General features: G+C 52.6%; 14 protein-coding genes and 1 other annotated feature. Of the genes, 8 read left to right on the forward strand and 6 right to left on the reverse strand.

Annotation, left to right across the window (positions count from 1 at the left end):
* The 5 genes from SBI19_RS27065 to SBI19_RS27085 form a co-directional block, all read right to left on the reverse strand.
* Nucleotides 1-481 (reverse strand): glycerate kinase (locus SBI19_RS27065; RefSeq protein WP_317972645.1); only part of this gene is annotated, 481 nt, incomplete at its 3' end.
* Nucleotides 482-508: 27 nt separating this feature from the next.
* Nucleotides 509-1,135 (reverse strand): cupin domain-containing protein, encoded by a 627-nt coding sequence (locus SBI19_RS27070; RefSeq protein ID WP_317972646.1) that lies wholly within the window; start codon nt 1,133-1,135, stop codon nt 509-511.
* Nucleotides 1,136-1,498: 363 nt separating this feature from the next.
* Nucleotides 1,499-2,851, reverse strand: coding sequence for an arsenic transporter (locus SBI19_RS27075; RefSeq protein WP_317972647.1), 1,353 nt, complete (start codon nt 2,849-2,851; stop codon nt 1,499-1,501).
* A gap of 361 nt (nt 2,852-3,212) precedes the next feature.
* Nucleotides 3,213-4,523 (reverse strand): hypothetical protein, encoded by a 1,311-nt coding sequence (locus SBI19_RS27080; RefSeq protein WP_317972648.1) that lies wholly within the window; start codon nt 4,521-4,523, stop codon nt 3,213-3,215.
* Nucleotides 4,524-4,732: 209 nt separating this feature from the next.
* On the reverse strand, nt 4,733-5,803 hold the full coding sequence (locus tag SBI19_RS27085; RefSeq protein WP_317972649.1) for a branched-chain amino acid aminotransferase: 1,071 nt from the start codon (nt 5,801-5,803) through the stop codon (nt 4,733-4,735).
* A gap of 154 nt (nt 5,804-5,957) precedes the next feature.
* On the opposite strand from SBI19_RS27085, the gene SBI19_RS27090 reads away from it, so the two are divergent.
* A complete protein-coding gene (locus SBI19_RS27090; RefSeq protein WP_317972650.1) occupies nt 5,958-6,860 on the forward strand; it encodes a LysR family transcriptional regulator in 903 nt (300 codons plus the stop codon).
* 57 nt (nt 6,861-6,917) lie between these two features.
* Complete coding sequence (locus SBI19_RS27095) at nt 6,918-7,664, forward strand: hypothetical protein (RefSeq protein WP_317972651.1); 747 nt, start codon at nt 6,918-6,920, stop codon at nt 7,662-7,664.
* 269 nt (nt 7,665-7,933) lie between these two features.
* Here SBI19_RS27095 and SBI19_RS27100 read toward each other — a convergent pair whose 3' ends face one another.
* A complete protein-coding gene (locus SBI19_RS27100) occupies nt 7,934-10,093 on the reverse strand; it encodes a transglycosylase domain-containing protein (RefSeq protein ID WP_317972652.1) in 2,160 nt (719 codons plus the stop codon).
* Nucleotides 10,094-10,522: 429 nt separating this feature from the next.
* Between SBI19_RS27100 and SBI19_RS27105 the strand changes: the two genes are divergently transcribed.
* From SBI19_RS27105 to SBI19_RS27130, 6 genes are all read left to right on the forward strand, one after another.
* Nucleotides 10,523-10,930 carry a hypothetical protein gene (locus SBI19_RS27105; RefSeq protein ID WP_317972653.1) on the forward strand — a complete coding sequence of 136 codons (408 nt, stop codon included), beginning with the start codon at nt 10,523-10,525 and terminating at the stop codon, nt 10,928-10,930.
* Between the two features lie 175 nt (nt 10,931-11,105).
* Complete coding sequence (gene speE / locus SBI19_RS27110) at nt 11,106-11,933, forward strand: polyamine aminopropyltransferase (RefSeq protein WP_317972654.1); 828 nt, start codon at nt 11,106-11,108, stop codon at nt 11,931-11,933.
* Between the two features lie 132 nt (nt 11,934-12,065).
* Nucleotides 12,066-12,935 (forward strand): agmatinase, encoded by an 870-nt coding sequence (gene speB / locus SBI19_RS27115; protein WP_317972655.1) that lies wholly within the window; start codon nt 12,066-12,068, stop codon nt 12,933-12,935.
* A gap of 246 nt (nt 12,936-13,181) precedes the next feature.
* Nucleotides 13,182-13,559, forward strand: a complete 378-nt coding sequence (locus tag SBI19_RS27120) for a DUF7667 family protein (RefSeq protein WP_317972656.1) — start codon at nt 13,182-13,184, stop codon at nt 13,557-13,559.
* A 61-nt stretch (nt 13,560-13,620) separates the two neighbouring features.
* A complete protein-coding gene (locus SBI19_RS27125) occupies nt 13,621-14,145 on the forward strand; it encodes a DNA-deoxyinosine glycosylase (protein WP_317972657.1) in 525 nt (174 codons plus the stop codon).
* A 13-nt stretch (nt 14,146-14,158) separates the two neighbouring features.
* Nucleotides 14,159-14,384 (forward strand) — a binding site (T-box leader).
* A 54-nt stretch (nt 14,385-14,438) separates the two neighbouring features.
* Nucleotides 14,439-14,924 carry a YwiB family protein gene (locus tag SBI19_RS27130; RefSeq protein WP_317972658.1) on the forward strand — a complete coding sequence of 162 codons (486 nt, stop codon included), beginning with the start codon at nt 14,439-14,441 and terminating at the stop codon, nt 14,922-14,924.
* Nucleotides 14,925-14,927 lie beyond the last annotated feature (3 nt).

Below are 14,927 nucleotides of genomic sequence, written 5' to 3' on the forward strand. Positions count from 1 at the left end.
GCTCAAGGCTGCGCGCGTCGCGCAGCGAGCAGCCGAGCGCCTGCAGCATGCCGGCGCCGGCATCGTTCGTCGCGCTGCCGCCGAGCCCGACGATCAGCCTGCGGCAGCCGCGCCCCAGCGCATCGGCGATCAACTCGCCGACGCCGAACGTCGTCGTCACGAGCGGATCGCGCCGATCGGGCGGGACGAGCGTCAAGCCGCATGCGGAGGCCGCTTCGATGACGGCAGTTCCGCCGTCATCGAGCAGGCCGTAGCTTGCCTGCACAGGATCGCCGAGCGGTCCGGTGACCGTCAGCGTTATGCGCTGTCCGCCCGCCGCCTGGACGAGTGCATCAACCGTTCCTTCGCCGCCATCAGCAAGCGGTACGGCAATGACTTCAGCATCCTCGAATATATCCTTTACGCCTGCGGCAGCCGCCGCTCCTGCTTCTATAGAGGAGATGCTTCCTTTGAACGAATCAATGGCAATGACGACTTTCATGGACGATGCGCCTCCTATGCTACAGTGTCACTTCACTTGTATATCACCCGATCCGATCCGCCCGCTAACCCCATGGATGCTTCCTCGCATGTTCGTGCTTGGCGGCGGACCGAGGAATATCGTCTCGTTAACGGCTCTAATCGGCGCAAGAGCCGCGCCCATCTGGGCCGGATCGATATTGTAGGACAGACGGAACACTTCGAGCGGCGTTGTCCGCAGGAAGTCCGACACTTCGGCGTTCTCCACCTGACTGCTGTTGAAAAACAGATGCAGCCTTGTCTGCTCAGTTACCGGCGTAATCCAGTGCAGCCAGCCCATCGGAATGAAGACGACCTGTCCGGGTCCTGCCAAGTTGTTGATCAACTGAGAAGTATCAGGATTCAAGATCGAAACGATGACTTGGCCTTCAATGACGATGTCTAATTCCCAGGCATTCGGGTGCCAGTGAGGTTCGCGGATATGGCCTTTCGTCATTAGCAGCTCTGCGACGGTGCCGCCGACCATAGCAGGAATTTGAGTTGCGGACACTTCATAGGCAATATTCGATTCATTCACCTTGAACAGTACATTGTCCTTCATGTTATACGCTAAGTTCGGGTTGCCCGAGCTTTTCTTCAGGTTCAAATTATCAGGGACGAAGCCTGGACTCGTCATTTCGATCACTTCCTATTAGTCATCGTTCATGCAATAGCCTATGACTAATCGAGGACAGTGGTGTTTCATTGGTCCAACGCATACATGCAGGTACGCGTTTCTGTATCCATTGTGTCCAATTTGAGCGGAATGTTGTGGTAATGGTTTACGTAAAGAGAGTATATCAGCAATATGTATCTGTGAGAAAATTCGCTAACAAGAAAATGGCCTTTCCTGTTGTCGCAAAGAGAGAGCGTCGACGCATATGCGCCAACGCCCGTACGAATGCTAGCCTTCTGACATACATTGATTTTGTGCTTTATTATACCCTTTGCAAGCGGCTATCCGGCAGATGGCCGTTTTTTGTGTCTCTAATCTCTCTTATTAGAAAACAAGATAAACCCAGTAGGAGAGTATGATGAGGGTAAGAATGACCGTCAGCGGAATAACGAGGATGGTTACTTTCAAATAATCGCCCCAGGTGATTTTCACCTTGCCTTTCCGCAGAATGTGCATCCACATTAACGTGGCGAGCGTACCGATTGGCAGCAGCAGCGACCCGATATCGCTTCCGATTACGCTGGCGAGATAAGAGATTTTGAGCGTAACCGGGTCGAGTCCCATGTTCGTCAGCGTCAGTGTGCCAACCATAAGGGCGGGGTGGTTGTTGAATAGGTTAGACATGATCGAGACGATAACGCCCATGCTGATGCTGGCGTGCAGCAGACCGCCATTGGCAAAGGGACTCAAATATTTGATCAGCATGTCCGTCAGGCCGATGTTGTGAAGTCCGTAGATGATGACATACATGCTTAAAGCGAAGATTAATATATGCCATGGTATTTTTCTTATGATATCTGTCGGCGGGATGCGAAGCTTCCACCAGCGCCAGCCGAGGAGGACGAGCGAGCCGATGACGGCTGTCAGCGGCACTGGGAAACCGACGTACGAGGCGACGAACAGACCGATACGAACGGACAGAACGAACAGAATGATGTTGCGCATGAATGCTCCGCCAACTTGCGCCGGAGCAGCTTCTTGGGCGTATTTAAGCGGGTGTTGACCGGGCCGGGGGGAGAAAGGACGATGTCTTCCGGCAGCCATGTGGATCTTCTTCGGGAGCGTTGGGTAGAAGACGAGAAACAGCAGTAAGGACATAATCAGCAGACCAATGGTTGCGGGAACGAACATCATGGCTGCGCTCATATACAGCGACATGTTGACGATTTTGAGCGCGATCAGGTTAACGATATTGCTTACGCCGATAGGTGCGCTGGATGCTGTTGCAACAAGTGCGCCAGAAATCAGATAAGGCAGCTTCTGATGGTTTTTCAAGCCTAAGTTGTGCAAAATCATAAGCAGGATTGGCGTTGTAATGAGAATGCTGCCATCATTGTTGACGAACAAGGTCATCAGGAAACAGAGCAGGTTCGTATACCAGAACAGCTTTATACCGGATCCGCCTGACTGAGCGGTTAACTTCTCGGCTGCCCAATGGAAGAATCCGAAGCTCTCAAGCACAATGGCCATGACGATGGTCGCCATAATGGTGACGGCCGCCCCGCCGATCGTCTCTGTAATCATCCACAGATCTGACAGTGAGACAGTGCCCGCGAGCAATACGACGAAAGCACCGATCGAAGCCGGAATAGCTTCATTGACTGTTGAACGCCAGAATATGAACAAGACGGTGAAAATAAACGATAGGATGGTAACCCATACCGCAAGTTCATTCATGTTGCATTACCTCTTCTCACAATAAAAGTCGCGGTTGTCCTCCTTGGTTATGGCTCGTCCGCATTGGTATGTCGCTCACGGATTCGAGCTTTTCCGATTGTGCCAGCCGTGGTGGAATCCCTCCTTCTCGCCCTGGCTCGGCAAGCTATCAAATATATAGCTGTAATGTATATATACGTATCGGATAGATGGTGTGTACTACGCAATAACCCTATTCTATCAACTTCCAACGGCTATCAATCCGAGACACTTGCCGATGATGAATGTCTATCCCATCGGGAGAGGAGCCCAGCGCCCAACACAAAAAAACGCCCCATTCGCCCTCGAGAGAGGGCGGCCGGAACGTTCTTCACTATACAAATTATGCAAAAGATAAGTACGCAACATCCTTCTCTTGAAAGCGGGAACGCCATTCTTCGATAGCGTCTGGCAGAACGTTGTAAGACGATCGAACTGTCGTATAGTAATTGACCGTATCGTCGTCGATGACAGCGGCGTAGAACGTGCCTTTCTGATCGTACATGATGACGGCTTCCATGAAGGTGAACAATCCCCGCACGCCGCCGGTCACAACCGTTGTATCCGTGAGCTCGTCGGAGCGGGAGTCGATGATCTGAAACGATTGTGTGAAGAGGTCATAGTCGTCTCCGACCATAGCTCGAAACTGATCATCCAGCTCCTTAGTAGGAAGGACGCCAAGCTGCTGTAGATCTAGCTCTTGGTTCTCGCTGTGTCGAACAAATTCACCGCCGAAGCTTACGCCTGCCCCAGCGTAATTCGATGGATCCCCTTCGGAGATCACGACGATACGATCGTCTTGGAGGTTGAACGTCAGCGATAACCCTTCGCCTGTGAAGACAGCGGATCTGCCGTCCTTCGAACGAACGGCTTTATCCATAATGCCGCCTGTGTGACCGCCATTCGCGCTGTCTAGATTGAACGAAATCGATTGAGCTGTAATCTCTTGAATTTCTAAAGCCTGATCGTAGAACTGATTGCTGTCCTTGAGTTCCCATTCGCCAAGCCAATCGGCATCCGCACCGGCAGCGCTTGCTGCAGTGGAAGCGTCGGCTCCAGTCGGCGCGGCCTCGAATGGAATGGTAGTCGATCCATCTGCATTCGTCCAATCGCCTGTGAAAGAGACGAGGGCAGGCGGGCTGACCGTCGTGTTGAAAATAAGAGAGCCGGCAAAATGACCGGTAAGCTCGCCTTTGGGATCGAACTCATCCATGCTGACGCTGAGCTTGTCGCTTGCGCTAGCCGCTTGATTCACCGTTCCTTGCAGCTTGATATCCTGCTTGTACTTGGTGTACATGTATGTTCCGCTGACACTCGAGCCGTCGAGGGTCAGCTTCATTTCGATTGGATATTTGCCCGCAATCGATCCAACGAGCGAATAGGTGGCAGATGCTTGTTCGGCGGATATATCCGTATTCGCAGCCGTATCGCATGAAGGTTCAGCGCTGCTTTGCTGCGAAGCGGATTGTTCCTCTACAGCAGCTGCAGTATCTGTATCCGCAACGGCAGCAGTGCTATCTGAAGAGTGTGTAGTCCCACTGCTAGAGCAGCCGGCGATCAATAACGCGGAGCATAGAAGGACAGCGAATAGTCCGTATATCCTGACCATAATGCCGACATCTAAGCGCGGTATCGATAGAGGTTTTCTCATCATGGAGCCGCACCAGCCCTATTGGTTATTTAAATAGAAGTCATAAATGTTCAACTGAGAATAAGTTTCCGCTTCAACTGGAATGAAAGCGTACTGTTTCACCATAATACAAAAAAACCTCTCGCCTTGTCGACTGCAGGTTGACATGTGCGAGAGGTATATGGGGTCTTGACGGGATGAAGCCCTCCGTCAGACGTTATGGCATAACTAAATTAAACTTCAAGAACCCAGCCGAATGGATCCGGCAGTACAGCGCTTTGAATGCCCGTAATCGTGTCGTATACGCGGCTCGACAGTTCGCCAGTCTTGTTGTTGTTGATGACAAGCTTCTCGTTGTTATAGTGAAGCGCGCCGACTGGCGAGATAACAGCAGCCGTACCTGTGCCGAAAGCTTCTTCGAGCGTGCCGCTCTTGTGAGCTTCAACGAGCTCGTCGATCGAGATTTGACGCTCTTCAACGGGAACGTCCCACGAGCGAAGCAGCTGCAGCACCGATTTGCGAGTGATGCCGTCGAGGATGCTGCCGTTGAGCGCTGGCGTAATAACCGTGCCGTTGACTTTGAAGAAGACGTTCATGCTGCCGACTTCTTCGATATATTTGCGATGCACGCCGTCGAGCCACAGTACTTGGGAGTAGCCAAGCTCGGATGCGCCTTCTTGCGCTTTCAGGCTGGCTGCATAGTTGCCGCCCGTCTTCGCGTTGCCTACGCCGCCTTTAACCGCGCGAACATACTCGGATTCCACGTGAATTGGAACAGGGTTCAAGCCTTCTGCATAATACGCGCCGACTGGGCAGAGCAGAATCATGAACATATATTTCGTCGAAGGAGCAACGCCAAGCTGCGGCTCCGTTGCGATAACGAATGGACGAATGTAGAGCGACGTGCCTGGTTCGGACGGTACCCACTCGTGGTCGACTTTAATGAGCGTGCGAAGCGCTTCCATAGCAACCTCTGGATCTACAGCCGGAATGCTCAGACGGTCGTTGGACTTGTTGAGGCGCTCCCAGTTCTGATCTGGACGGAACAGAACGATGCGGTTGTCCTTCGTGCGGTAAGCTTTCAGACCTTCGAAGATCGTCTGGCCATAATGGAACACCTTCGCGGCAGGGTCGAGCGAAATGTTCTGATAAGGAACGACGCGTGCATCGTGCCAGCCTTGACCCGCATCATAGTCCATAATGAACATGTGATCGGAGTAATACTTGCCGAAGACAAGCTTCTTCTCGTCTGGGCGTGGCTTAGGGTTCGTTGTCAGAGTGACTGAGATCGTCGGTTTCGACATGAATAAACAGCTCCTTAGTGTGTTCTTATTATAAAAAAGTTATCGATAGCAGATTTCATAATTGAATCGTAACATTCTCTTGTATATATTGAAAATATCAATTTTATTGAATCGTCATACTTTTTAGGTATGGGACGAAATGAGGGAGAAGCGAATGGATATCCGGCAGCTTCGATATTTTCTTGCGATTGCCGAAGCGGGGCAAATTACGCGTGCCGCCAAGGCGCTCAATATGGAGCAGCCGCCGCTCAGTCGGCAGTTGAAACAGATGGAGCGGGAGCTTGGCGTGACGCTGTTCGACCGCAGCGGCAAGCAGCTGACGCTTACGCATGCAGGGGAGCTGATGCGGGAGCGGGCAGAAAGTCTTATTCGCCAGATGCATGAATCGCTGCAAGAAGTGAAGGAGGTCGAGGAAGGCGTTTCGGGCTTTCTTGCGATTGGTGCCGTCGTCTCCTGCGTCTCGCTATTGCCTCGAGCGATTGAGCGCTACCGGGAGAAGTATCCCCAAGTTACGTTCAAAATAAGCGAAGGCGACCATTATCAACTTGGCGATGCGCTGGCCAAGCGAAGCATTGAGTTGGTCGTCGCGCGCCTGCCATTCGAATTCGCTGAAGAGTCGCCCTATGAGTACGACGTGCTACGGCTGCCATCGGATCCGTTCGTCGCGGTCATTCCGAGCAAGCTGCAGCCGGATCAGAAGCAGACATCCATCACGCTGGCTGCGTTAGCGGATTATCCGTTCTTGACGCTTAAGACGGATCAGACGATCGGCATGCACAAGCAGGTGATGAGCGAATTTCGGCAGAGCGGCCTAACGCCGAACATTATTTGCGAATGCTCCAGTGTCGCGATTATTTTGTCGCTTGTGGCGGCGGGAATCGGCGCTACGGTGCTGCCCAAGTCAGTCGTTGCGATGTCGCCGATCGACTCCTTGCGCATGCTTCGAATCGAGGATGCCGAGTTTCAGTCCGAGGTCGGCATCGTATGGCTCAAGGATCGCTACCTATCGAAGAGCGCGAGACATTTTATAGAACAGTATACGGACGGGTATGAATAGAAGTAAAAGCTTGTGTGGTGTGAAGCTATCGCAATATCTAGGGGAGGACAGGCATTCATGGAATACCGGTATGAATCAGCGCCGCGGAGCTACGAAGACTATGCGAGTGGACGGGTACTGCTCAATGCGCAGGGAACAACGGCGTTTCCCGTGCGTCTGGCAAGCGAGATCTACCAGCAGGGCAAAGCGTATTTGGCGGGCCGAGGGCGCACAGGCGGCTTGACGTTATATGATCCATGCTGCGGCGGCGCCCATCTGCTGACCAGCATTGGCATCCAGCATGGCAGCGACTTGAGCCGAATCGTCGGCTCGGATATCGACCAGCGTGCGATCGACATCGCGGCACGGAATCTGGCGATGATTAATCCAGCCGGCATGCATGCGCGAATCGCGCAGCTGAGAGAGATGGCGCAGGCATACGGCAAAACGTCTCACCAAGAGGCGGTTGAGAGTGCGGAGCGGCTGTTGTCGCTGATCGAGCAGCGGGGCAGCGCGATTGATGTGCAATGCCTTCAGTATGACGCAATCGGTCAGCCGTCAACATCCGATGCGCTGGACAAGCTCAATGGTCAGGTGGATTTCGTCTTCACCGATGTCCCCTACGGCGATATCGTCCAATGGTCAGAGGACAGCATCGACCCGATCGGCCAGATGCTAGGCAATCTTGTGCCTCGTCTCGCGCCATCATCTATAGTTGCAATCGTCTCCGATAAGAAACAGAACGTGGAGCACTCAGCTTATCGACGCTTGAAGAAGCTCAAGGCCGGCAAACGGCAAATCGTATTTCTGGAGCCTCAATCATAAAAAACAGAAATAAGCACGGCTGAGCGAGACTCAGCAGTGCTTATTTCTGTTTGAATCCAAACACATATTAACTCTTTCAAGCTCGAACAAAAGCATAGGGGTACGCGATCCCACGACGCAGTATCTTATCTCCACGAATGGAACAAAGGTTTCCGCAAGGAAACCACATCGGGAGCGTACGCTTAAGCCCTTTGGGGCCCTCCCTTGCAGGGAGGGTTTGGGTGGGTAGAAATTCTTAAAAATGAGGTGTCAGAGCAGGGGCCATGCCCCTACTCTTTCCACCATTTCTTCAAGTCGCTCCACCACGATTTGCGCTGCTCTTCCTTGCGGGCATCCGTTCCGGTGCCGCTCACGTCTTCAGCCTTTCCGTTTCTGCCGTCGCAGGTTTCCGTTGGCTGGGTGCCGGCGATGAATGTTTCCAGCCGCTTATTGTCCTCGCAGCCTTCTCCAGCCAGCTTGCCTGATTTCGGATCGATATAGGCGCTGACGACTCCTTCGGGCATCGGGAACATTTTTGGCGGTACTGCCTCAAGTGCACCTTCGGTGAACGCTGCGAAGATTGGCGCCGCGCGATGGGCTTCCGTCGTTGTCAACTGGCGTCCTTTGTCGTAGCCGACCCAGACCGCTGTTGCCAGCTCCGGCGTATAGCCAACCAGCCATGCGTCCGAAGCGGTCGTGCCCGTCTTGCCGGCGACAGGCCGATTCATCGTTGCCGAGACGCGGTGACCGGTGCCGCCGGTATCGAATACGCTCTCCATTAGACTTGTCAGCACGTATGCGTGCGCGGCATCCACGACCTGCTCCGATTCATGTGATGCTTCATATAAGACATGTCCATCACTGTCCTCGATACGCAGTACTGCGATGGGGTTCACGCGGACGCCTTCATTGGCGAATGTGCCGAAGGCGGACGCCATCTCGAACGGACTGATCGGGAATGTACCTAATGCAAGTGATGGGACGGGCTTCATCGGACTATCGATGCCGAGTTTTCTCGCCATGCTTATAACGTTGTCCGCGCCAACCTGCATGATCGTGTTGACGGCATAGATGTTATCCGAGCTCGCAATCGCCTGCCGCATGTCGATATAGTCGTTTACGTACTTATCGTTATAGTTGTGCGGCTCGTAAGTGAGACGGCCCTCGTCATAAGTGAATGTCGTCGGTGCGCTCATGAATCGGCTAAGCGGAGTCATGCCGCTCTGCTGTAGCGCGGTCAGGTACAGAATCGGCTTGAACGATGACCCCGGTTGCCGAGTCGTTGCGAATACCCGATTGTACTGATTGTTCGGATAATCGCGCCCGCCGACCATGGCCTTCACATAACCATTGCGCGGGTCGATCGCGATGAGCGCTGCCTGCTGCTCGGTATTCGAAGGAATGCCTTCGGCAACCGCCTTCTCCGCTGCCCGCTGTGCGTTGGAATCCAGCGTCGTGAAGATGCGGATGCCGCCCTCGTCGAGCAGCCGCTCATCGATGCCAAGCTTGCTGATGACGAAGGAGCGGACATAGTCGCGGAAGTACGGCGCGAAGCTGTTGCCCCTCGATTCCGACAGCGGCTTGAAGGAAAGCAGCTCCCTGTATGCTTGATCCGCTGCAGTCTGCGTAATAACGCCATCGTTCGCCATTACTTGTAGAATGGTGTGCTGGCGATCCTTCGCGTTCTTCATGCTCATATAAGGCGAGTAATACTTCGGCCCTTTCGGGATGCCCGCGAGCATGGCGCTTTCCGCTAGATCAAGCTCGGAGGCATGCTTGCCGAAGTATTGCTCTGAAGCGGCCTCAATGCCATATGCGCCATGCCCGTAGTAGATCTGATTCAAGTACATATTCAAGATTTCATCCTTGGAGTAGTGCATCTCGAGCTGGATCGTATAGAGCGCTTCTTTCATTTTGCGTCCCCAGGTGCGTTCATGAGTCAGATACAAATTGCGCGCGAGCTGCTGCGTCAGCGTGCTTGCCCCTTGCTTGGCGGACATGTTTTGAACGTTGACGAGCAGTGCGCGTCCCATGCCGACTGGATCAAAGCCTTCATGCTCATAGAACCTGCGATCCTCAATCGCCAATGTAGCTTGCACGACATAAGGCGAGATTTGATTGAGCGGTACGGAACGCCGATTTTGCGTCGTGTGGAACGTGTCGATCACGTTGCCCTGCAGATCGAGCATCTGCGAGGTTTGGCTGATCGAAGCGACAGGCAGCGACTGTACCCGCAGATAGATCAATAAGCTGGCAATCGATGCGACGAACAGAGCAGCGCAAACGCCGGTTATTTTGATAAGCCGTATCCATCTTGCACGTCCGCGAAGACGAGGCCAGAGCCGTTCGGCAATGATAGGGATAAGGGGGCGTCTGCGCCGTCTGGCGGCAGCGGTTTTGCTTCTGGCGGCGGGGCGTCCCATCAGGCGGGTAAACCAACGCTTTATCATGAGCAACTTCCTCTCAGCTGGTTGCGTATACGGCAATCGCCGAACGCTTTCATTACCTTAGTATGGAAAAAGAGAGGGAGAGCTATTCCATTGAACGTCCAAGTTGCGAAAGAGATTTCGAAACGGAGTCAGAATCATTTTCGCTCAAAAAATGGTGTTTACATCATGATTTAACAGTAGTATAGTAACTTACGTAGCAACGAAAACGCTTTCACTCTCTCGGAGAGGAGGAATGCACACCTAAATTGAAGATTGTCAACTTAGAGCTGACACCGTTGATGTTAGTGGGCTTGAGGACAGTCGATGCGAGGATGTATTCCTAACGAGAGAGGGTGGATATCTAATGAAAAAGATACGTCTTGTCACGTACTCCATCAAATACATCTGATCCGAACGGTGTTTATCATTAATAATTAGGAGGAATATATAATGAACAAATTGACTGCGCGGATCGCGCTGCTCGTATTCGTCATCGTTTTCGCTTTTAGCGTTACTGCATCGGCAAGCTCCGGCGTCACCGTCGTTCAGAAAGGCGGTTTATACTACAACACGCTTGCGGCTGGCGAGGGACAGGCATACATTCTGCCGAACGCGAGCACGACAGGTACTTCGATAACGATCACTTCGTCGGTAGCGGGTACGATTAAAGGGCATTACGAATGGCAGCTGCCTAGCGGAGGCTCACCGATCCAGCTTGGTTCGTTTACGGCCAATACGACGGTTTACAACACGGGCTCGGCTTATTACAGCCCAGGTACGCTTATTCTCGTACTGGAGCGGGTACCGGGCACGACGGCGGCTTATCCGAACGTTTCGTATTCGGTCAAATACAACTGATAAGAACAAGTGTAAGCCGCGAGCTCGCTCGCGGCTTTTTGTGCGTAATCTCCACAAGATGGACGGATGAATTGGCGTCTTAATTATAGTTTGTAATGAAGTTTTGGTTACACTATAATACAAAAGGAAACATTGACCCTAAGGCGGAATTGTGCGTATAGAAGGGAAGATGAAGATGGAATTGTGGTACACGGAGAAGCAGACGGAATCGTATGGCATCACGGCGAGAATCAAAGAAACGTACGTGAGCGAGCAGACGGATTTCCAGAAGCTCGACATGATCGAGACGGAACAGTTTGGTACAATGCTCGTCCTCGACGGCATGGTCATGACGACAGACACAGATGAGTTCGTTTACCACGAAATGGTGGCACATCCTGCACTGTTTACACATCCTAATCCTGAGAACGTACTTGTAGTCGGCGGCGGCGACGGCGGCGTAATCCGCGAAGTGTTGAAGCACCCGCAGGTGAAGAAAGCGGTGCTCGTTGAGATCGATGGCAAAGTTATCGAATACTCGAAGAAGTATTTGCCGAACATCGCAGGCGAGCTGGACAGCCCCCGGGTAGAAGTGATTGTTAATGATGGCTTCATGCACATTCATGATCATAAGAATACGTACGATGTCATCATGGTTGATTCAACGGAGCCGGTAGGGCCGGCAGTGAATCTGTTCACCCGCGGTTTTTACCAAGGGATCTACGAATCGCTGAAGGAAGAAGGCATCTTCGTCGCTCAGACGGATAATCCGTGGTTCAAGGCGGACCTGATCGCAAGCGTTAACCGCGATGTGAAGGAAGTGTTCCCGATCGTCCGCGTATACTGCGCGAATGTGCCGACCTATCCGTCAGGCTTGTGGACGTTTACGATGGGCAGCAAGAAACACGATCCGCTTGCAGTTGACGAATCGGCGATTCCTGATCTGGATACCAAATACTATTCTCCACGCCTTCATAAGGCAGCGTTCGTTCTGCCGAAGTTCGTAGAGAATCTGGTGAACTAATTGCAATATAGCAATGTAATGAGGTTCCCGGAACTGCACGCTTCCGTAAAGGGAGGTGATCGGCTCCGGGAATTTGAACGTAAGCGCAAGCTTTCGATATCATTAATCTTCAACATTTCAGGAGGTTCCTACATGAAAATCGATCAAAAGTATTCCGGCAACGTCTTTATCTTAAGTTCCGATGATTATGCAGCGTCCAAAGCTGTTATTTACGGCATGCCGATGGACTTCACCGTATCGTTCCGTCCTGGTTCGCGTTTCGGTCCTCCACGCATCCGTGAAGTATCGATCGGTCTGGAAGAGTACAGCCCGTACCTCGACCGCAGCCTCGAAGACATTACATACTTTGACGCAGGCGATCTGCTGCTGCCGTTCGGCAACGCTGGACGCTCGCTTGAGATTATCGGTGAATATGTAGCCGGCCTGCTGAACGATGGCAAAATGCCGGTCGGCCTTGGCGGCGAACACCTCGTATCGTGGCCGATCTTCCAAGAGGTGTACAAGAAGTATCCAGACCTCGCAATCATTCACTTCGATGCGCACGCTGACCTGCGTGAGAGCTATGAAGGCGAGCCGCTGTCCCACTCGACGCCGCTGCGTAAAGCTGCGAACCTGATGGGCGGCAAGAACATTTATCAATTCGGCATCCGTTCCGGATCCCGCGAAGAGTTCCAATATGCTCGCGAGAACATTAACTTCCATCCATTCGAAGTGCTTGAGCCGCTGAAGAAAGTGCTGCCTGAGCTTGCTGGCCGTCCTGTTTATCTGACGATCGACATCGACGTGCTGGATCCTTCGTGCGCACCTGGTACAGGTACGGCGGAAGCTGGCGGCATTACGAGCAAGGAGCTGCTTGAGTCGGTTCACGCGATCGCGCGCGCTGGCATCAACATCGTAGGCTGCGATCTCGTAGAGGTGGCGCCGCATTACGACCCGACGGAACAAACGCAAATCGTGGCAGCGAAAGTCATTCGCGAGATGCTGCTCGGCTTCGTGAAATAATCGAAGCAATAAGATGAAGCTTCATCCTGATCGCGGCATTCGCTGATCGGGATGGAGCTTTTTTTAATAGCCATTCATTTAATATGTAGAGGAGGACATTCTATTAATCCCGTTGAATAACTTTCATTAATAATAGATGTCTTTTATGCGGGAGCTAAGCGCACTTGCGTACTATCATTTCTGTTATCGCACTGCTATATTTCGTTCCAATAGTGGGCATGCTGGATACCAAGAGGAGGTGTCCGTATGAAGTTGATGCCAATCTATGAACGGATGGCAGAGCTGCGAATTATTCAGAAGCGTCGTAAGCTGACCGATTCGGAACGGTTGGAGATGGAGCATTGCTTGGACGTGAACGCTGATCATTGCATGCGGCTTGCGCAATTGTACAATTTGTCGCTGATGGCTTCTATGACCGAAGATTCGGAGTGGCAGCACGAGCTGTGCCAAGAGATCGAACGTTTCGGCGGCACGCCAAGCAGCAGTACCTCCAGCAGGACTAATAACAGCGATAACAGCAGCAATAACAATAGCAGCGAAAGCAATAACAATAGCAGCAACAGCAGTGACAATGGCGACAACAGCAGTAACAATAGTAACAACAGCAACGAAAGCGCAAGCTAAGTTTGCCGCTATCGGGGCGAACACCTTACACCGCATAGAAGGAGGATCTCGATTTACTAGCATGACGACTGTACATTCCTTCGAGCCCGTCATAGACGAGCGATCTTCTGTGCTTGTGCTCGGCAGCATGCCGGGTGTCCCTTCTTTAACGATGAACGAGTATTACGGCAATCCCCGCAATTATTTCTGGCGTGTGCTTTATGGGCTGCACGGACTGCCGGTAGACGATGAGTATGAAGCCCGTTTGGCTTTTGCGCTGGATCACCATGTTGCCATGTGGGATATTCTGAAGTCTTGTACGCGGGAAGGCAGCTTGGATGCGAACATTCGCGATGAAGTGGTGAATGATGTTCCAGGCTTGCTCCGCAGGTATCCGAACATTCGCGCCATCGCATTGAACGGAACGAAGGCGCATGATACGTTCAAGCGGCATTATGCCAAGGCAGAAGAAGTATCGCGCGTCGTTTGCTTGAAGCTGCCGTCGACAAGTCCGGTGCCGACGAAGACGATGCGCAACCTGGACGACCGTCTTGCTGCATGGCGAGTGATTGAACCGTATTTGCAAAATCCAGCGAATCGCATATAATAGATGCAATTAGTAACCGACGATGAGCGGGACAGTACGAAGTGATGCGATGCGACAGCGAGCCGGGAATGGTGGAAGCCGGCAGTATCGAAGTTTCGGAAACGCCCCCGGGAGTTGGCAGTTTGAAGGCACTTGGTGCTGTGTAGGATTGCCCGGTCACACCGTTATCGTGTTTGAGAGGCTGTCTCCAATGTTGTCAGCCAGAAGAGTGGTACCGCGGATCGACCTCCGTCTCTTTCCTACAAGAGATGGAGGTTTTTTTGTTCGATTGGATAATTCGGGCCGATAGGAGGATGGTCAACCAAGTGACAGATAAAGCCAATGTTCGTTTGACGTTAACGAGTGAGATCGAGGGCGAACTGCAGGAGCATCAGTTTACGGGCGAATGGTTTCGCAAAGGCCGCGCCGTCTATGTGCGTTATACCGAGACGGACGATAGCTCTGGCGAAGTGCGGACCGTTATCCGCTGGCGGGATGGACAGCTTCATATCGCAAGGCGGGGCGTCGTTGAATCGGAGCAGAATTTCATCGCAGGAGCAAGACAAGCCGGCGAGTATAAGTCGCCTTTCGCAAGGTTCAAGATGGTGACGGACACATCGCTGCTATGGATGCAGTGCGGCGATCTTGTTCAGCGCGGTGATCTGCAGCCTCAGGCGGAGGACGGAGAGCTGTTGCCGATGCTTCCGATGCTGCTCGAGTGGCATTATAACATGTATGTAGACGAGGAATTGACGGGGCAGTTCAAAATCAAGCTGAAGGCCGAGCTCGACGCTGGCTGATGA

Origin of the sequence: Paenibacillus sp. CCS19, from assembly GCF_033239625.1 — a bacterium.
Classification (GTDB): domain Bacteria; phylum Bacillota; class Bacilli; order Paenibacillales; family Paenibacillaceae; genus Paenibacillus_T.